Raw genomic sequence first — 19049 nt, forward strand, 5'->3', positions numbered from 1 at the left:
ACATCATTAAAAATGATACACATATAAATAAAAATTCTAAAATTGACACACTAAAAAATAATTTAAATAAAACTTTATAAATTTAAAATTATTTAGTTAAATTAGTTAAAAATTCAAATGGTGTCTGAAAATTCAAAGATTTATGCACTCTTTCAAAATTATAAAAGTAATAATAATCATTTAGTTTATTTTGTAAACCAACTGCATCCAATATTTTTTCATCAAATACAAATAACTTAGTATAATTTTGATGAAATCTTTCAATTTTACCGTTTGACTGTGGAGAACGAACAGGTGTTGTTTGATGTAAAATATTTTTATCTGTTAAAAATTGAGTAAAAGTAGTTTCTTTAACAGTACTTTTTTGATTATTCCGATGACTATTAATAAATTCAGAACCGTTATCAGTTCTAATTCGTGTTATTTTAATACCAAATATTTTTTTAAAATCACTGATTGCTCTTTTAACAGCATCAATAGCATTCTCAGTGCATAATTTATCATAAATATAACCGAATACTCCTCTAATTCTTTCATCAATAAAATCATAAACATAATACTTTTTATCAACTGGAAATTTACTTGGCATAAAATATTTAGCATCCATTTGTAATAATCCTAATTCTTTAACTTCATATCTTGGATGTTGTCTTTTAATTTTTTTAATTTTATTTTTTATTTTTAATCATCGTTTATCTTTTTTAAGTCAACGAAAAAATGTTTTTAAATTTTTTGGTGCTTTATTTTTTAATTCTTCGCCATGAATTCCTTTTTTTAAATTATAAAACAATGATAAAACACCACCAGCACGTTTATCAGAATATTCAAAATATAAATCACAGATATTTTCACGAACATCATTACTATATTGATAATTAATATTATTAGGAACTGTTGATTTTAATAATAAATCTTCTGCAACTAAAATTTTATTCGCTAAATAATAAAAAGTTGAAAATTTATTTTTAAAATATTTTTTAATTAAATCCTTTAATAACAACTTAGTTTCAAGAAAAAACTCCTTACATAAATTAATATATGCAAATATTTTCTTTTTTATTCTTTTATAATATTTATTTTGATAATTTTTACTTAAAAAATCTTGCAATTTTGCTTGTAAATCGCTTAAATTAGAGTTATTAATAATATATTTCATTAATTTACACCCACCTTAAAAATATATATTATAATTATTGTTAATTATAACATTTTGAAATTAATTAACTTTTTATTAGTTATTATTTACAATTTGTAAAGAAAGAAGAGAAAATATTATGCATGACTTAATAAACCTAGACGAAGATTTAAGAAAATGTAAAAATTGTAGTTTTATTACTCAAAAAATAGATGATAAATGACTGACTATAAATATTGGCGATAAAAACTGTGATAAATAAAAATTAATTTTATCTTTAATTTATAAAATATATCAAATACCCAACTAAAAATGTTAAAATGATTATAATATTTTAAAAAAAGGAAAAATTATATGAAAAAGATACTTAGTATTTTAGGAACAATTGGAATAACAGCAACAAGTACAACATCATTAATTAGTTGTGAAAAACCAAATAACAATGAAAACGGGGGGTAATAAACCAGAACCTAAACCCGAAAAACCACAAGAACCGCTAGTTGAAGGTAATTGAAAATTAATTACTGATTATAATTCATTTGTTTTTAATATAGATAATAAATTTTATTTTATTTTATTTTTTTTTGTTTTTCAACCTTTTAATAGTAAACAATGAAAAATATTAAAATTTAAACATGATACAGATTACGCCAAAGAAATAAATGGTATTCCATTTATTCCCAGTGATATAAAAGTTTATGTTGAAATGGGTAAATTAAAAGGTCTTTATTGTTGAGATAGAGTTGGTGAACCACAAAAACCAACAATTAATCTAAATACTGGTGAAATTACAGATTGAAAAGGTTAAAAAGGAACTATTATTAAGTTCCTTTTTTATATTAATCGTACAAATTTCATAAATATAATTAATAAGAATAAATTAGTTATTGTACTATATAATGCAGGACTAAATTTTCATACTTCAAATGTTTGACTAAAAAAACTATATATTGTTTGAAATATTTTACCAACACCACTCGCTAGTTCGTTTACTTGCTTAATACCAGGAATATTATTAACTATTCAAATTGCAGCATTTCTGATATGACACGCTAAATTATATCAACTACAACTTTCATATTGTGCTTGTCATCATTGACTATCAGGAAATAATCCACCATTATTAATTTCTTATCAGTTATAAATTCCAAAATTAAAGTCATAATATCGATACATATCATTTTTTTTGTGCTTGTAATTCAAAAACATTATAACCGATTTTTTGTTCTTCCATTTTCTTATATTTTAAACCATATTTGTTTTTTAAAATGCCTTCAAAAACATAACCTTCATTTTGATTAATATTATAATTATTTGCAACTGAAAAATCATAGTTAAATACATCTCCATAATTTGTGTTATAAAACCGATTTTTATAAGCAGAGTACATTTTAAAATCTAATGATTTATATTTATCAGAAAAATAAATTTTAAAACCATTATTTGCTAATAAACCATATTTTTTATTATATCCTTGTGTATAAGTATTATTTTCTAAATCAAAAATTGTGCGTAAATAATCCTTATAAAAATTTTGTGAAACTGTAAACATACTATTTAATAATTTTTCAAATTGATTTTTATTAGTATTTTTTTCATCAATTAAAACATCTCTAAAATTAACTAATTTTAAACCAAAAAAGTTAATTAAAACAGTATCATATTGTAAATTATCAATATAACCACTTTCAATAAAATTACTACGATTTTGAAATACTGGCACCAAAGCATACGCAAAAAATGCTTTTAAAAACTTATTAATATCAATTTGACCTTTCATCTGTTCATAATATTTAATATTTCCATTTTCTAAATATGAATTAGTATTTCCATCAAAATTAAAGATGTTATCTTTATCTTTTATAAAAGTAAACAAAAAACCTAATTTATCTTTTTGATTTTTAACAGGTTCATCTGCATATTTTCAATTATGAAATAATTCTAAACTACCAGCAATAATATTATTATTTTTATCAATTGTTAAAATCATTTTATAAATTGACTTAAAACTATTTTTTCACAAACTTTCATCAACAATATTGAAATCAAAAATTATTTTTTGTGTTCCAACAACAGGACTATTATAATCGGGATTACCGCCTTGTTGAACCCTAATATTTTCTTGAAAAATAACATCTAAATATCTATTTAAAAAATCTTTAACTTTATTTTGATTATCAATATTTCAATCTGTAATTTCACCAGTATTTAGATTAATTGTTGGTTTTTGTGGTTCACCAACTCTATCTCAACAATAAAGACCTTTTAATTTGCCCATTTCAACATAAACTTTTATATCACTGGGAATAAATGGAATACTATTTATTTCTTTGGCGTAATCTGTATCATGTTTAAATTTTAATATTTTTCATTGTTTACTATTAAAAGGTTGAAAAACAAAAAAATAAAATTTATTATCTATATTAAAAACAAATGAATTATAATCAGTAATTAATTTTCAATTATCTTCAATTAAATTAACTGATTGTAAATCATTGATATTTGTTTTTAATTTATTTAACATTTGCGTTAAATTATATTTATTTGTAAAAGAATAAGCAAAATTTGTTAACTCTTTTAAAAATTGTTTTTTATCAACATCATAAAATTTATTAATGTTATATTGTTTAACATAATTATCTCAATTTTTATATAAATCCATAAATTTATCACTAGGTTTATTGTAAGAAACACCAGTTGAATAACTATCCTTTAAAAAATCTAAGTATCATTTATCATTATAAGTTAATGATTTTGATGTTTTTAAAGTAGGATTAATAAAATAATTGGTATCACTTCAATTTTCAAAAAAGTACTGCGTAAAAACATTGTATTAATAAAATCAGTTTCATTAATACCAGTTTCCACGCTCCGCTTTGTTCTTGATTTTTCTGTTGTTTGTGATTGATGGTTTTGTTGTAATATCATTGCCCCTAACGAGAAAAAAGAAATCAATAAAATTGGTACAAAAGAAAATAATACTAAAAACTTACGCATTATTCTCTACCAACTTATTTTTACAATTTTCTTTTATTAATTTAATAATTTCATTAAATAAATAACCATAAAAATAATGAATTATTAAGATATATTACAATATATCAAATCATAAACCATAAATTATATAACCATTTATACCAGCATATTTCTCTTTTAATTTTTCAATCGTTGAAACTGTATCTAAAATACATACAAGCGTTAACGAAAAACTTATAATAAGATATAAAATTAAATCAACCCAAGAAATAAACAAACCATTTTGTTTCTTTTCTTTTTTATTTTCTACATTACTTTTCATAAATTCAACTCCTAACTATATAATGTTTTTGAAATAATAAAACCAATAATATATAAACTTGATATTGTTAACATTAACGGATGACTAAATAAAATCGCCATTTTACCAAAAATAGATAACAACCAAGTATCAGAATTATATAAATCCATAATAATATTTTTTGCTGATGTCAACTGATTAATAATAACTGTAATAAAACCAGTTCCAAATATAGCGATTGCCGCTACCAATAAAACTAACTTAATCATATAAAATCAACTCCTTACTTATTTTTTTATTATTTTAGTGCTATAAATTCTTTTAAACCCTTGTTCTCTTGTTTTTGCTTGTTTTGCTAAACTTGATAACTGTTGTTTATTGCGACTAACTTTAAATTGTTTTCGTTCTTTAATGTATTTTTGTAAACCTTGTTTAGTACTAGAAACACCCCGAACAGTATCACCGTATAGTTTAGAACTATTAATAACACCATTTTTAACTGTTGAACTTAAATCGTTATAATTAGTTGATGTTCCATGAATTGCATAAATTGATAACTTAATAACCATAAAAAAGATTAAAAAATAAGCAATAGTTATATTTGTCATTGGTAATTTAGTATTTCAAATCACATCAAAAACAAATAAAAAAGTATCAAAAATAAAACTAAAAATCTTATTTCAATTATCATTATTAACGCTTTCACTTAATAAATTACTCATTTTTTATTTTTCCTTTCCCTTTTTTTGCTTTTAAATTTTCTTTCAAAATATCAATATCAAACAATTCTAAGTGTTGTTTATTGTTTAATTTTGATATATCTTTTCAAAAGTATTCTTTTTTATTAATAACTTCATCATTTTTTAAATCACGAACAAAACTTAATCAATAACTATCATATTTATTGGCAAATTCAAGCGGAATAATTATCTTAAAAAACCGAATTCCTAAACCAACATCTGATTTATGTTTTGCTCTTTTACCTTCTGCTGTTCGTTCTACTGATTTTGTTTTTCAAATTTCATAATCCGTAAAACTACGATTAAAAATATTACCTAATTTTGACTTAACAGGTTTTTTTAATGAAATCGGAATAATAATACCACTTGCTAAATGACGAATATTATTTCACATCATACCCTCACGCTGTACGGTAAAAATCGCTCTATTTTTAAAATGTCTTGCTAAAACAATCCACACACTTTTACCACCATGAACTTTTTTAACTTCGTAGGGACTAGTTCCATCAATATATAAAAAACTCTCATCAAACAAAATTAAACTATCATCAGGTGGTACTAATTTAGTTCTATCAGTAAAATCTAAGTTATTAAAAGTTAAAAGCTTTATTGCATCATCTTCAATTGGATAATTACTATAAATTTTCTTCGTTAAAAGTTTCATAACTTGTGATAAAAAAGTTAAAAGTAATGTTTTACCAGTTCCTAATTTACCAATAATTACGGATAATGGATTATCTCAAATAAAGTAAACTAAACGAAAAACATTTAACTGATAAAAAACATTTTTTCAAACTCACCAAACAAAATATACACATTGTAAAGCAAATAATAGTCAAAATACTAAACCAGTATAATTTAATGAAATTATTCAAAGTAATAAATCAATTAAACTAAACAAAACCATTGAACCACTAATATAACAAAAATTTATTAGAAAAAATACAAACTTTTTCATTTTACCTCCAATAGTTATTTATTATTAAACTAGTATTATTATGGTTTTCTCTCCCCACAAATCATAAAATTAATTACTATAATTAATTTTGTAGAATGAATATTAAAAAATATTAGTCAAATAAATGCAAAAGAAATATTTTTTACAACATTATTTATATTAATAATTACTGCATTCATAATGAAAATAATTATATTCAAAAAAAGATTCTAAAATTTTGTGAGAAGAAAAAACCATAATAACAACAAAATTTAATTATTTAAAATAACTAACTATTTTAAAAATCATTCACAATAAAAACCAAGTTAAAAACAAAATTACAATTCAAACACCAACCATCAAAGTTAAATATTCATTTTGAGTTAAATTCCAAGTTGTAATACTTTCAACATTTATTTTATCTATAAACAAAAATATATGAATAAAAAACTCTTTTAGTTTTTCTCAATCATTTTGCATATTTAAAAACTCCACATTTTTTCAATAAGTTTAAAAAACATTCCAAAAAATAAAACTATAAATAATACAAACGATATCACATATAAAAATTCAGGAGCATTTGAACCAATAATATAACTTACAAATTGAACTCAATAATCATATAAACTCATTTAATTTAAACTTTCTAAGTCATTAATTAATTGTTGTACTTTTTCATCACTTCAATTTGTTAAATTATTATTGTTATTTGTTTTTACTTTTTTAGGTTCATTTTGAAATAATGCTTTATGCATACGCGTAAAATAATTTTGTTTATATTGATTATATAAATCAATTATTTCTGTTCCAGTTAAAAATTTTCAATCGTGTTGTTTTAAATTTTCATCATATTTTACAATACGATAAGAATTATTATAAATTAAACCGATTGCTACTTGTTCAGAATGTTTTTGACTAGGATAAATAAATTTATTACTCAATCAAAAACCAATATGGCGATTATGATTAGGTAAATTTATAAAACTTGCTTTATCTGTTTCAAAAGGAATAAATTCCTTAGAAATAAAATAATTTGCTATATTCTGATTTTTCTTAACAAAATTACTCAATTTTATCAACTCCTCTTTTAATTGATTTTTCATTATATTTATAAAAATATGTTGCATATAAAAATTGAATATATATAATGAAAATATTTAAAGTTAATATAATTAAAATTAAAATATTAAATATTAAATCCCATTTATCTAATGAATTGTTTAAATATCTTGTAACTAAATAATATAAAACTCAAATTACAAAAGATAAAATAATAGAAACAAACAATGAGACCAAAATAGTAAATAATAAATTAGTTTTATTAATTTTCATAAAATCAACTCCTAACTAAATATTTGTTTAATAAACAATGTTATATTTAATGTTTATATATTACTTATTTATTGATAAAAACATTGATTATTAACAATGTTATACATAATGCTAATATATTGCTTATTTAATGTTTAATAAACAATGTTATCAACAATGTTAAATATATAAAATAATAAAAATTGGCACACTGAAAAATACTATTAAGTTTTAAAATAATAGTTATATAAAATAAATTAATAAAATATAAATAAACTAGTGTGCCTTAATTTTGTTTAAAATAACTTAGAATATAATGTTATATTCCATTAAAATCCTTTGACCATATGACGGAAAAAGTTTAATATCTTAATGATAATAAATAATCCAAATGGAATTAAAATAATTCACGCATCGCCTAAAAAGGTCATTAACTGCGGTAAAATACCATATACAGCATCTTTTACTTTACCCATTGCATTACCTAAACCAGTTCAAATGGAATCCATTCCAGTCCCAAAAGTAACTGCATCTGCTAAAAAATTCATTATTTTCTATCCTCCTTTTTTTCAAGTTCTTTAAATTAAAAAATTGAAATTTGCAAACTCGCTCCGCTCGTTGTCGCTTTGCTCCACTTAAAAAACATTATTGAATAAATTATCCGCTAATAAATTACGCGGAATAATTTATTCTTTTACTTTTTAATTTCAATATCTTTTGCAATCTTATTGACAGTATCAATAACATTATCTTTACCATACTTTTTCACTAGTGACCGCAAAATAAAATATTGTTTTGTTTGCATAATTTCAACTCCTTAATTAAAATATTAATAAAATTTATTTCTAAAAATGTAAATACCACAAAAATACAAAATGTGTGTGGTTTCTACATTCTAAATTTTCATTCTTCAAATAAACCATCAATTACATCTTCTGGTTTTTGTCCTTCAAATTTTTGGCGCAGTTTAGCCGCTTTATTGGTAGGATTACCTTTTTCATCGTATTTAGCACCTTCAAATTTTCTATCATAATTATATCTATAAGTTAGCATTTTTTTCAATACATCTGCTAAATTACCTTTTACAGGTGCTTGTTTAAATTCTAAAACAACATTACCATAATTATTATCATTATTATTTCCAATTGTCGATACTCATTTTGCAACATCACGAGTACCAATACCAGTACCTAATGAATAATTTGCTACTTGAACATAATCATTATCTTTTATAGTTATTTGATTACCTTCTGGTCAGTTTGGTTTTGGGGCTTCTGAAGGAAATGTTGCACTAGTTCCAGCAAAATTTATTTTTCCACTAGCAATTCTAACATTATTAAATACTTTTTTTGTTTATTAGATGGTAAATCATCTATACTAGTTAAAATTAAACAATCCTTTTCCTCAATATAATTTAATGCAATTACTCATGATAAAAAACTATATCCTAATCAATATTGAAATATTCGTACATTAGGTTTTGTTTTAATTGGCATTGATAGTAAGGGTACTAAGTTAGCATTTTGAATAATTGATTGTGGATAAGAATAAACACCACTCACATTGCCTCAGCATTTAATATTTCCAAATAACATTGATTTAGGATATTTAATTTCAATTCCAGTAAAGACAGTATCTTCGGGTAATGATTTATGTAATACTAAATGAATACTATTTTGATTTTTTCATTTAAAGTCAGTTATTTTAACTAAATGAGTAGATTTAATAATATCAACACCATCAGGTGAATAAGGGCGTTTGTATTCTTCAATGATATAACATTCATTTTTGTTGTCTTCGGTAATTGGTTCATTAATAGATACTATTTTTAAGTCATAGGATTCTAAAAATTTTTTGTCTTTTTTTTGAAATATCATTAATTAAAATATCTTTTTCATCAATCATTACATAACTTGTGCTATTATCTTGGACTGTGGTATTTTGTTGAATTTGTAATTTAAAATTAAAATCACTAATTTCATAACCAGTTATTTTAATATATTCATCTTTGTCAATAAAACCTATTTTAACGCTATTTTGAAAGTAGTTTAAGATTGGTTTTTGCTTTGTTTTAACAAGATTATTAATTTTATAAATATAAAGGGTTCTAGCACGGTCTTCACTAAATAATTGTTCTAAATCGGGGTCGCTATACTGTGATTGAATAGCAAAATCTAACGGAATACTATCAATTGAATAATCAATTGGTTCATCATTTTCTGCTAATTGTGCTAGCATTTTTTCAGATGGTTTTAACATTATTCTTGTTCTCCTTCTTCATTAGGAATATTGATAATAGTTTCGTTGTTTTTTAATTGTCTGTTTAAAGTAGCATTTACTGGTAAGCGAACATCAACAATTAACTCATCAATATTTTTAATATTGAATGTTCTACTATTTAAAACAGCATTATCATATTTAATTAACTTAATAATAAATTCAGTTAATTTAATCTCTTTAATGTATATCATTTGTTCGTATGATGCATTTGTTTGAATATTTACACCAGCAACTTCGGCTTGCGTTTGTTGGGCTCCCTTAGCAATTGCGGGAACATGATGACGATTTATTTTATAGTAATTAGTTAATAATCAATCATATATTTTAGTTAATTGTTCACCTTTAAAATTACCAACGATATAGTCTACTGGTTGAAAATTACTATCAGGGTCTCCTTCAACTAATAACAAGTCATTTTCAATAAATGAAGCCAACATTTTACTAATTTCTTGGTCAACAACACCAGTCACGCCGTTAGTATTAATAGTAAATTTACCACTATTTAATAATGGGTCTAACATTATCTTTTCAGCAATAATATCTAAAATACAATACTAGCAAATTGTTTTCCATAACGAACAGAAGGCTCAAAATTAGGGTTATTAGGAATAATTTCAATTGGTATAAAATCAATTGGTAATATTTCTTCTCTTTGCAATGTTGTATAGTTATTTTATTTAGCATCATCAATATATAAGTCGGTAATAGTGCTGTATAATCGTGTTTTTAACTTTCTAATAACTTTTACTTGTTTAGTTACATAATTAATTTCTAATTTTTCAGTAATAAAAACACTCTGATCATTTTTAATATAAGAGTCATAATCAAAAGTACACGATACTAAATTACCTAATTCATCATACTGATCATTATAAAAATCAATGGTAATAAAATTAAGTTTTGAATTATTAGCAAAAATAAAATATGCACCTTTACCATTCTTATTAATTTTATATTTTTAAAAAGTTATTAATTAATTTAGTATCTATCTGTAAAAATTAGCATTATCTTCACAAATTCTTTTTTCTAAAATTTCATTATGTTTTTGAACAGTAACATTTTTACGATTAGTAATCGTTGATGCTAAATTAAGATAATAACTATCAATATCATAATCTTTTTTTATTTTCTTTTTTGCTGGTAACAATCTCATTTATAACTTCCCCTTTATTTTGTTTATTCTTTTTTAATAACATCTTCAATACTATCTTGTTTTTGTTCTTTTTTATGTGTTTTGATAAATTTAATTGTTTCAATAATTAAAACAATAATTCCTGCTCCAATAAGCATTGCTGAAACTATAACATATGCTGGTCAAGAAATACCTAGTGTTTTTTCTCCTATAAAACAAATAATAATTCCTGCGATAAAAAACAATGATGAAAATCCAAATATTTTCAAAAACATAATTAAATCTTTAATAGTAACTTTTGGCATAAAATCACTTCCTTTCTAATTTATTAATTAATATTTTTTTCTTCAAATAAATAATGTTCCCATTGGTGAATTTTTATCAGTTTTATCTTTAACATTAACAATTCCATTAACAGTAATCTCTAAACTATAACCACCAACAAATGATGCACTAATATTATTATTAAAATAATAAAATGTTTCGATTACTCCAGAATAAGGTCACTTAAAGGGGGAAGCAGAAATTTTGTAAATATAATTTATTCTATTAAAATCTTTAATTTGATAATCTTGACTATTTACTATAAAATCATCAGTATCAACATCTTGTCATATACAAGAATTGTATACTCCTTTTGCAGTTGGTACTTCTTCATCTGTTGATTTATCATTAATAGATTTTGTTATTGGTACTTGAATATTGTTTTGTATTGCTCTGACTGCTTTTGTAAAATTTGGTGCTGTTTCTTCAGTTGGATTTGCAATTTTTAAATCATTTGTCAAAATATTAATTGATTGAATTTGATTTTTGCTTTCAATAGTACTGTCAGCAATTAAATTGTTTAATTCTAAGTTTGTATCTTTATTAACAACATCTTGTTTTTTATTTATTTTATTGTCTAAAATATTATCTTCTTTAATTCTTTCATTTCTTTCTTCATTTATTAAATTATCTATTTTTTTATCTAATTTGTCATCGGTTTCTATTCTTTCAGTTTTTTCTTTTTCTAATAAAGCATCAACTTCTAACTGAGTATAATATGCTTCTAAATCTATCATTGTTAAATCAATACCTTCTTCTTGAAAAGTACGAAACATTTTCTTTAAAGTTGTTAGATTAGCCAATGATTTTGCATAGGTAGGCAATAGACCTTGTCATGTTGTTATAGGGTCATTTTGTGAAGAATAATTAATATCACCAACACTAATATTTGCCGAAGTAAAAAACTCAATTGGAATACGGTTAAATGTTCAATGTTCAATCGTAATAAACACCATATTAATACAAATTTTCTTTAATAATGGATCTTTAAATGTTTCAAACTTTAATTTTGAAAATGGATAGTTTAAGTAAGAATTAATCATATTTTGGGCTCTTAAAGCAAATGTTTTAAATCATAATTCTACATCACTTTTAAAGAACTTATTATAACGAACTGGAACTTGTGTAATTTTACCTGTCATTGGAATAAAATTATTATAATTTTCCAAAGTAACATTTTGTCATAATTCATTTAACATTTAATCATCTCCTTATCATTTACTTTTTTTAGAATATATTTTATTTAAAATAAACTTTTTACTATTTAATAGTGTTTTTGTTTTAATTGTTTTGTTTAAATCTTGTTTTGTTCTGAGTTGTTTATATGCTTGAAATACTAGTCCATTACCCAATAAACTAGTAACCGCACTATCTTCTAGCGTATTTAACAATTTATCTTTATTAAAGTTATTTTTAAATTGTTCTTGCATTTTTAATATCTTAGCAATTGTCCGATATATTTTAAAACTATCTTTTATTACTTGCTGATAAGCAAGCGGGGCAAAAGAAACTAAATTAAACAAACTTGTTTTTTTAAATCCCCAACCAATGGTCGCATGGAAAAAAGAAGGGTTTTAACAAATACATAGAAATTGAATAAAAATAATAAACCATTTATTAAAATGGTTTTTTTATTTGTAAAACCAAAATTATTAATTGATTCAGAGAAAGGACAACATCTTAAATTCTTAAAATAGAAACTTTTTATTACAACTTTTTGATACCCTCTTTAAGTTGTTTACACATTTATTAAATATCTTAGAAATCTTTATAAAGTGTACCTGTTTTTTCTCCAATTTTAAGGTGTTGTCCTTTCTCTGTTTCAGTTAATTAATTTGCTAATAAAAAAACTTAATAAAGGAAGGAGTAGGTAATGAAAATTAATAAGCAACAAACAATATGTGATGTTGATAATTGCTATAAAGCAATATCATTCATTACCGAAGAATTTTTATTAAATAAAGTTTTATGAACTTGTGAAAAACATAAAGATTTATTGAATAAAGTAAAAGATAAAACACAAAAGCGGTTTTATAAACGCTTAGAAAATTCAAAAATTATCTTTGATTATGAAACTGGTTTATTAAAACTTAAATTTTATAAAACAACTTAATGCAGAGCGGAACGGTTATTTTAAATAACTAAGTGTTTTTATTCCACAGCCGGCCGAGGCAAGTACTGAAATAGTGTATGAGGAAAAATGTAAATCGGCGCTGGTTCATTAAAACTAAGCGATAGTCGTGATAAGTCCAAGGTTAATATCAAACGACAATAAAAATAGAGATAGTGACTTTACAATTAAATTTGCGAAAAGTGTGGTTGGTTGGAGTTTTATAGCATTTGGTCCTTTAAAATGCGAGTGAATTTTTAATTTAAAAACTGAACGTCAAATCCCAGAGCAAAAGCACAAATGGGCACGGATAAAGGAAGACATATATATGTCTGGCGTCAATATTAAAAAAACAACTGTGGATTATTAAACATTCAAACAATTAACATATCGCCACCGCTCACCCAGTGAGGCGGATGGCATAGTAAGTAAATAGATAAATACTTATATAACTAATTCTCGCTTGGCACTTTCACTTGGGAGTGAGTGCCAGCGAGTTAAAACTAGGAGGAAAAAATAAATGACAGAATATAAAAGTAAATATATTAATAAAACTTGAAATGAAATAACAACATCATTTTATTGAGTTAATTGTCAACCTATTAATTGTCGTATTTCACATCATAAAAAAACATTATGATTTGCAATGTTTAGAATGAGCCAAAATGTACTTAAATTTATTTAAAGATAAATGAGATGTTATTGCTTCTTATATGCAATATTACAAAATTAACGATATTTTAGATTTAGCTTCTGATGGTTGAAAAATATTGCAAATTGACCAAAAAATCAAAGGAATAATTTAGGAGGTATATATGAAAAAGTTAAATAAAACTTGTATTAAAAAAGATATTGAGGTTATTGTTTTCATAAAGAATGCAATCAAGAAAATAAATTAAGTGAATTAATGCTTAAAAGTTATTCAGTATCATTTGAAGATATTGCAGATGAACATTGAGCATTAAATACTAAAAAGAATTAGGAGGAATTAAATTATGAATAAAAGATACTTATTGGTAATGAAAAGTAAATATAGTGATTTTAAAACGAGCTGTTTTTATACATTAGAAGAAGCAAAAACTATTGCTAATGTTGAAAATCAACAAGAATGATTAACAACTATTATTGATTTAGAAAATGAAAATATTAAATGACAAGGATGTGAATAATATGTGAAAAGATGAAAATGGCAAAGTTTATACCGAAGAAGATTTATTTAATGAAGCATTAGAAGAATGTCATTCAGAAGAAAGTGCTTATTACTATATTGATAGTTTAATTGAAGAAAAGAATTTGGAGGAAATTTAATAATGAATAAATTTATTGGAATTGGTAGAATAACAAAAGATATTGAAATTAAGAAAACAAATAATGGAAAAGAATATACTATTTTTAATTTAGCAATTACTCGCCCATATTCAAAACAAAAAGAAACTGATTTTATTCCTTGTCAAGTTTGAAATAAACAAGTAATTACTTTACAAAAATATTGTCAAAAAGGTAGTCAAATAGCAATTACTGGTGTTTTAAAATCTTTTAAAAATAAAGATAATAAAACTGAATGAATAGTTCAAGTATCTAATTATGAATTTTTACATACAAATAATGATTTAAAAAAATCTGATAAACCACAAGAAAAAATAGAATTTAATTCATCTGAGACAAAAGAATTATTTAATAATGATAATCAAAATATTGGTAATGATCAAACAATTTTATGAGATTAGATTTAAAACCTTTATATATTTTTAATGATGAATTACATAAGTATAGTATTTTAATACCTAGTGTAAGTAAAATTGTTAATATTTTAGTGCCAAAAGATTTTTCACAAATTGATGAGAATATTTTAAAATTAGCACAAAATCGTGGAATATGTTTACATAATATGATTGATGTTTGAATAAAAAATAATTTTGATGATGAATTAATTGAATTTATTGATTGTGAAATAAAATCACATCGTGAATTATTTAAAAATTTTACAAAACTATATCAAGAAACTTTTAAAGATATTAAATTTAAATATTATGAAACTGAAAAAACACTTTATAGTCCTTTAATGTGTGGGACAACTGATTTTATTGTAATAACAACTGATAATGAATATATAATATGTGATTGAAAAATTACTAGTTCTAATGAGAAAACAGATATTGAACGCTATATTTGGCAATTAAAACTTTATTATTTATTAGAAAAAGACTTTTGTATAGATAATAAAAAAATATTAATGATAATTATAAATCCAAAATTAAAAATAGTAATTAAAGAAAAAGTTGATATTACTAAACAAAATTTAGAACAAATTAAAGAAGCAATTTTAATATGACAAAAAAGAGAGGAATGAGAAAATGCCACAAGAAACTAAAAAAACATTAATAGCAAGTATTGGTGAAATACAACACGATTTATCATTATATTTAGAAAAAAACCAAACAATGAAAATGAATGGTAGAACAATTTATAACTATTTTGGTGAAGCACAAGTATTAGAATTAGTTAAAAAAGAATTTAAAAAGCATCATATTACATATATTTGGAGTTATGTGAAAGATACTTTAAAAGTAATTAATGATATACCATATTTTGAAATGGAATTAACTTTATGTAAAGAAACAGAAGAAATTAAAACTTATTGACCTTTTACAGGGAAAAATACTGACCCCGCTAAAAGTATTGGGTCAGCATTAACTTATGGAGTTAAATATGTTTTAAGCAAACTATTAGGTTTACCAACCGAAGAATTAGACCCCGATAATAGTGAAGTAAGTAAAATTAATTCTAAACAAGAAAAAGAACAAACAGAAATTATTAACAATTCAAATTCAAATTGAATGAGTGAACAGCATTTCAATAATATTAAAAATTTTATTACAAATACAAAAATAGAATAAGATATTATTTCAAAAGGTAAAAATTGATTAAAAGAAGAATTAAATGTTGAAAAATTATCACCAGTTCTGATTAGAAAACAAAGCAAAGATTTTTATTATCAATTTAAAAAAAGATTTTTAAGATAATGATAAAAATAGGTATTGACCCATCAGGAACTGGTACTACAGCTATTACTATTTTTGAAGATAATAAATTAATTAATAAATCTGAATATAAAAATAATAACTGAATTACACAAACCAATATTATTTTAGATGTTTTAAGACCCGATGCAATTATTAATATTGAAGATTGTTTATATACATCTGCTAATGCGAGTAAAGATAGAGATAATTTATTAAAAGTAATTGGAGCAGTTAAATACAATACAAAAAAAGTAAGTAATATTAATTGAACATCGCCAAAATATACTAAATTAATTGTTAAAAATATAGAAAATTTAAGTAAATATAATGATAATTGTTTATGATCGTTTGATAAAGATGTTAATTTAACTTATAAATATGGTAAAGGTTGGTTTTATAATAATGAAAAAATAAGTAATCATTTACGAGATGCCATTATTATTGCTAATTATGAGGGTTAATATTATGAAACATTCATATAATCAAAAAACAGGAAAATATTATTCTAAATTAATTCGTAATGTTAATATTTACTTAAATAAAAATGAAAAAAAATTTGAAATGAATTTAATGACTTTACTTATTCGCAACGAATAGAATATCTGATTAATTTTTATATAAAACACAATAAAGGCGATGATAAACATGAATAAGTATATTTTATGTTATCGTTCAGAACAAGGTAATCGCCCTTGTAAAATTCTACTTGGTGAATATATAACTGGTAACGATATTGAAGATGTAAATATTAATTCAACCTGAGACTGAGAATATTTAATCAATAAATATGGTGAAAAGAATTTAATTATATTAAAAAATAACCTTAATGGGTTATTTTTTTAAATACTATTCGTTAGTTGTCTAATAGCATCTTTTTGTGCTTGTTTTTTGTTGTTTACTTTAACTTGTTTTTTAACATTTTTAATTTGACTTGTTTTTAATGCTAATTCTGTTGCATATTCAGGTCCTCGTAAATGTTTTTCGTGGGCAATAACAGCAGTTCTTAATTCTCTAATTTCTGCTTTATATTTTTTAATTTTTTTAGCAGATAAGCCTAGAATACCAAGACTACCCATTCCACCTGCACCTGTTAAAACAAGTAAAGTAATCATTAATGTTTCATTCATTTTATTTAATTCCTTTCTTATCCTTACTCAAACAGTGGCCATCCATCCTTTCAGAACAAAATAATTTATAAATTAAACTATATAACCACCCAAAAATATCAACCGCCCTAATAATATAGTTTATTTTAAATTTAATTCTTTGTTAATTTCATTTTGTATATTTTTTAATTTTTCTTCTGTTATACCATCTAAATTATTTCATTGTTTTGCTACTCTTGGTTGAATAACACGCGGATTAATCCGACAATCTAAACAATGTCGTAAATGGTCTTTTTTTCATTTTGATTTATCAATCCAAATAATAATTAAAGAAATTATTAAAGTAATTAAAGGTAGTATTGTAAATACTAATCCTATTTTAGATATTTTTAACCTTGGTATATCAATTTTCATATCTACCTTTGGTTTACTACTAGCAACAAATATACCCTGAATTCCATGAGTAAATAAAGGTGTTAATAATATAGCAATTCCATTACCTCAATATTGACCATAATTATATCAATTAATTTCATCTTTAATGCCATTAATCATCCCATATTCTAACCAACCATTAATTAATAAAAATAATATTGTATAAAAACTAACTATTCAACTACGAATTTTATATTTTCTTTCTCATTCTCTAATATCTTTATGAGTTCAATTATAAGTCGGAATAGGGTCTTTTTTAAATCAATTTCAAGGTAAGGCACCCTTTAATCAAGTTGTTTTATCTTGTTTCATAATTATTTACCTCATTTAATTTTTTATTCATTTTTATTTAATTCTAATCATTTTTTATTGAATAGTTTTTTAATATCATTTCTATTATTTAAAATAATTCTTCATATTGGATGTTTTTCAAGTAAATTTAATTCATTAATAGTTGTTGCACTATTTATTTTTCTTATCAATATATCATAAGAATCCGATGTTTCTTTTGGTAAATCAATATCCATATCACGATTATAAATAGAATGTGGTTCATCTGACATTAATTCGCTATTATTTATTAATTTTCTTTTAATTGTTAAATCTTTAATAACAATATTATTTGTTTCATTTTTAATTGATCCATCTTGCTTAATTGTTATGCTTTCATAAGAATTAGCTGCTAAAAATGAAAAAATTGATTTTTGTGATATTGTTTCAAAATAATGTGTTACAAATTTATTAGCAGATGAATAGTCTGTTATTGAAATTGATATTTTATAGTAATATTTTGTTAAATCATAATCTGGAATTTTAAATGTTAATTTTTCGTTTGCTTCTGGATAATTAATTAATTCTCAATCATTGCCACCACTAATATATATCATCACTGCCTAATAATGAAGAACCATTAATAGTTTTAATATTTGTACCGCTTACTAATTTATCTTGTTTAGTATTAATATCTTGTGATGTTTTTACAATATATTTATCATCAACTTTTTCAATATAATTTTTATTTAAATCACTATCTTTAATAATATCTGTTGGAATATCGCCACCTTGTTTTGCTTTTCAGACATTATTTTCATAATAAATACTATCATTATCAAATGGAACAATAAGTTTAATATATTCGTTATAATCAATTTTAGAAAAATCATTAATAGTTGGATAAAAAATATTAATACTATTATCTGTTTGTAATCGTTCTTTTAATCAAAATAATAATGTTGAATA

The 19049-nt window shown here is 22.9% G+C and carries 33 protein-coding genes and 1 pseudogene; 13 read left to right on the plus strand and 21 right to left on the minus strand.

Features of this window, described 5'->3' with window-relative positions; all coding sequences use genetic code 4:
• Positions 1-88: 88 nt before the first annotated feature.
• Positions 89-1156, minus strand: a complete 1068-nt coding sequence (locus tag AACL22_RS00725) for a DDE-type integrase/transposase/recombinase (RefSeq protein WP_338988826.1) — start codon at positions 1154-1156, stop codon at positions 89-91.
• A 333-nt stretch (positions 1157-1489) separates the two neighbouring features.
• Here AACL22_RS00725 and AACL22_RS00730 point away from each other — a divergent pair, with 333 nt between their 5' ends.
• Entirely contained in the window at positions 1490-1594 is a 105-nt protein-coding gene (locus tag AACL22_RS00730; protein ID WP_338988829.1) for a lipoprotein, read from the plus strand.
• Positions 1578-1943 (plus strand): hypothetical protein, encoded by a 366-nt coding sequence (locus AACL22_RS00735; RefSeq protein ID WP_338988831.1) that lies wholly within the window; start codon positions 1578-1580, stop codon positions 1941-1943. Before AACL22_RS00730 ends, AACL22_RS00735 begins: the two co-directional genes overlap by 17 nt.
• A gap of 26 nt (positions 1944-1969) precedes the next feature.
• Here AACL22_RS00735 and AACL22_RS00740 read toward each other — a convergent pair.
• From AACL22_RS00740 to AACL22_RS00820, 17 genes and pseudogenes are all read right to left on the minus strand, one after another.
• A pseudogene (locus tag AACL22_RS00740) lies at positions 1970-4132 on the minus strand (spiroplasma phage ORF1-like family protein).
• Positions 4133-4226: 94 nt separating this feature from the next.
• Positions 4227-4433 carry a hypothetical protein gene (locus tag AACL22_RS00745; protein WP_338988832.1) on the minus strand — a complete coding sequence of 69 codons (207 nt, stop codon included), beginning with the start codon at positions 4431-4433 and terminating at the stop codon, positions 4227-4229.
• 11 nt (positions 4434-4444) lie between these two features.
• Entirely contained in the window at positions 4445-4681 is a 237-nt protein-coding gene (locus AACL22_RS00750; protein ID WP_004028554.1) for a hypothetical protein, read from the minus strand.
• An 18-nt stretch (positions 4682-4699) separates the two neighbouring features.
• Positions 4700-5134: a hypothetical protein gene (locus AACL22_RS00755; RefSeq protein WP_338988836.1), complete on the minus strand. Its 435-nt coding sequence runs from the start codon at positions 5132-5134 to the stop codon at positions 4700-4702.
• Positions 5127-6110 (minus strand): hypothetical protein, encoded by a 984-nt coding sequence (locus tag AACL22_RS00760; RefSeq protein ID WP_338988838.1) that lies wholly within the window; start codon positions 6108-6110, stop codon positions 5127-5129. Before AACL22_RS00760 ends, AACL22_RS00755 begins: the two co-directional genes overlap by 8 nt.
• 255 nt (positions 6111-6365) lie before the next feature.
• Positions 6366-6569 (minus strand): DUF2649 family protein, encoded by a 204-nt coding sequence (locus AACL22_RS00765; RefSeq protein WP_338988840.1) that lies wholly within the window; start codon positions 6567-6569, stop codon positions 6366-6368.
• 152 nt (positions 6570-6721) lie between these two features.
• Entirely contained in the window at positions 6722-7159 is a 438-nt protein-coding gene (locus tag AACL22_RS00770; RefSeq protein WP_338988842.1) for a DUF3627 domain-containing protein, read from the minus strand.
• Entirely contained in the window at positions 7152-7421 is a 270-nt protein-coding gene (locus AACL22_RS00775; RefSeq protein WP_338988845.1) for a hypothetical protein, read from the minus strand. Before AACL22_RS00775 ends, AACL22_RS00770 begins: the two co-directional genes overlap by 8 nt.
• A 308-nt stretch (positions 7422-7729) precedes the next feature.
• Positions 7730-7948, minus strand: coding sequence for a hypothetical protein (locus tag AACL22_RS00780; protein ID WP_004028164.1), 219 nt, complete (start codon positions 7946-7948; stop codon positions 7730-7732).
• Between the two features lie 340 nt (positions 7949-8288).
• Positions 8289-8453 carry a hypothetical protein gene (locus AACL22_RS00785; protein WP_338988847.1) on the minus strand — a complete coding sequence of 55 codons (165 nt, stop codon included), beginning with the start codon at positions 8451-8453 and terminating at the stop codon, positions 8289-8291.
• A gap of 254 nt (positions 8454-8707) precedes the next feature.
• Positions 8708-9277, minus strand: coding sequence for a hypothetical protein (locus AACL22_RS00790; protein WP_338988850.1), 570 nt, complete (start codon positions 9275-9277; stop codon positions 8708-8710).
• A complete protein-coding gene (locus AACL22_RS00795; RefSeq protein ID WP_338988852.1) occupies positions 9213-9659 on the minus strand; it encodes a hypothetical protein in 447 nt (148 codons plus the stop codon). Before AACL22_RS00795 ends, AACL22_RS00790 begins: the two co-directional genes overlap by 65 nt.
• Positions 9659-10201: a hypothetical protein gene (locus tag AACL22_RS00800; RefSeq protein ID WP_338988855.1), complete on the minus strand. Its 543-nt coding sequence runs from the start codon at positions 10199-10201 to the stop codon at positions 9659-9661. The genes AACL22_RS00795 and AACL22_RS00800 overlap by 1 nt, the downstream gene beginning before the upstream one ends.
• Positions 10202-10665: 464 nt before the next feature.
• A complete protein-coding gene (locus AACL22_RS00805; protein ID WP_338988858.1) occupies positions 10666-10833 on the minus strand; it encodes a hypothetical protein in 168 nt (55 codons plus the stop codon).
• A gap of 23 nt (positions 10834-10856) precedes the next feature.
• Entirely contained in the window at positions 10857-11117 is a 261-nt protein-coding gene (locus AACL22_RS00810; protein WP_338988860.1) for a hypothetical protein, read from the minus strand.
• Positions 11118-11144: 27 nt separating this feature from the next.
• Entirely contained in the window at positions 11145-12335 is a 1191-nt protein-coding gene (locus AACL22_RS00815) for a hypothetical protein (protein ID WP_338988863.1), read from the minus strand.
• Positions 12336-12347: 12 nt separating this feature from the next.
• The gene (locus AACL22_RS00820) at positions 12348-12659 is read right to left on the minus strand and encodes a hypothetical protein (protein ID WP_338988865.1); all 312 of its coding nucleotides are present in this window, start codon (positions 12657-12659) and stop codon (positions 12348-12350) included.
• A 350-nt stretch (positions 12660-13009) separates the two neighbouring features.
• Here AACL22_RS00820 and AACL22_RS00825 point away from each other — a divergent pair, with 350 nt between their 5' ends.
• The 11 genes from AACL22_RS00825 (at position 13010) to AACL22_RS00875 (ending at position 17112) form a co-directional block, all read left to right on the plus strand.
• Positions 13010-13249, plus strand: coding sequence for a hypothetical protein (locus AACL22_RS00825; RefSeq protein ID WP_338988867.1), 240 nt, complete (start codon positions 13010-13012; stop codon positions 13247-13249).
• Positions 13250-13766: 517 nt separating this feature from the next.
• On the plus strand, positions 13767-13931 hold the full coding sequence (locus tag AACL22_RS00830) for a hypothetical protein (protein WP_338988869.1): 165 nt from the start codon (positions 13767-13769) through the stop codon (positions 13929-13931).
• Positions 13912-14052: a hypothetical protein gene (locus AACL22_RS00835; protein ID WP_338988871.1), complete on the plus strand. Its 141-nt coding sequence runs from the start codon at positions 13912-13914 to the stop codon at positions 14050-14052. The genes AACL22_RS00830 and AACL22_RS00835 overlap by 20 nt, the downstream gene beginning before the upstream one ends.
• Before the next feature lie 189 nt (positions 14053-14241).
• Positions 14242-14415, plus strand: a complete 174-nt coding sequence (locus tag AACL22_RS00840; protein WP_338988874.1) for a hypothetical protein — start codon at positions 14242-14244, stop codon at positions 14413-14415.
• A gap of 1 nt (position 14416) precedes the next feature.
• Positions 14417-14554: a hypothetical protein gene (locus tag AACL22_RS00845; RefSeq protein WP_338988877.1), complete on the plus strand. Its 138-nt coding sequence runs from the start codon at positions 14417-14419 to the stop codon at positions 14552-14554.
• A 2-nt stretch (positions 14555-14556) separates the two neighbouring features.
• Positions 14557-14973: a single-stranded DNA-binding protein gene (locus AACL22_RS00850; RefSeq protein WP_338988879.1), complete on the plus strand. Its 417-nt coding sequence runs from the start codon at positions 14557-14559 to the stop codon at positions 14971-14973.
• Positions 14964-15617, plus strand: a complete 654-nt coding sequence (locus tag AACL22_RS00855) for a hypothetical protein (RefSeq protein WP_338988882.1) — start codon at positions 14964-14966, stop codon at positions 15615-15617. Before AACL22_RS00850 ends, AACL22_RS00855 begins: the two co-directional genes overlap by 10 nt.
• Positions 15601-16143, plus strand: coding sequence for an ERF family protein (locus AACL22_RS00860; protein WP_338988886.1), 543 nt, complete (start codon positions 15601-15603; stop codon positions 16141-16143). Before AACL22_RS00855 ends, AACL22_RS00860 begins: the two co-directional genes overlap by 17 nt.
• Positions 16144-16268: 125 nt before the next feature.
• Positions 16269-16730 carry a hypothetical protein gene (locus AACL22_RS00865; protein ID WP_338988888.1) on the plus strand — a complete coding sequence of 154 codons (462 nt, stop codon included), beginning with the start codon at positions 16269-16271 and terminating at the stop codon, positions 16728-16730.
• Between the two features lie 4 nt (positions 16731-16734).
• Positions 16735-16866 (plus strand): hypothetical protein, encoded by a 132-nt coding sequence (locus AACL22_RS00870; RefSeq protein ID WP_338988891.1) that lies wholly within the window; start codon positions 16735-16737, stop codon positions 16864-16866.
• A gap of 48 nt (positions 16867-16914) precedes the next feature.
• Entirely contained in the window at positions 16915-17112 is a 198-nt protein-coding gene (locus AACL22_RS00875) for a hypothetical protein (protein ID WP_338988892.1), read from the plus strand.
• On the opposite strand, the gene AACL22_RS00880 is transcribed toward AACL22_RS00875, so the two are convergent.
• From AACL22_RS00880 to AACL22_RS00890, 3 genes are all read right to left on the minus strand, one after another.
• Entirely contained in the window at positions 17109-17396 is a 288-nt protein-coding gene (locus tag AACL22_RS00880; RefSeq protein ID WP_338988894.1) for a hypothetical protein, read from the minus strand. The two genes, AACL22_RS00875 and AACL22_RS00880, sit on opposite strands and share 4 nt — an antisense overlap.
• Before the next feature lie 120 nt (positions 17397-17516).
• The gene (locus AACL22_RS00885; protein ID WP_338988896.1) at positions 17517-18122 is read right to left on the minus strand and encodes a hypothetical protein; all 606 of its coding nucleotides are present in this window, start codon (positions 18120-18122) and stop codon (positions 17517-17519) included.
• Positions 18123-18145: 23 nt separating this feature from the next.
• Positions 18146-18697, minus strand: a complete 552-nt coding sequence (locus AACL22_RS00890) for a hypothetical protein (RefSeq protein ID WP_338988898.1) — start codon at positions 18695-18697, stop codon at positions 18146-18148.
• Positions 18698-19049 lie beyond the last annotated feature (352 nt).

The organism is Spiroplasma endosymbiont of Seladonia tumulorum, assembly GCF_964020235.1.
In the GTDB taxonomy this organism is placed as follows: Bacteria; Bacillota_I; Bacilli_A; order Mycoplasmatales; family Mycoplasmataceae; genus Spiroplasma.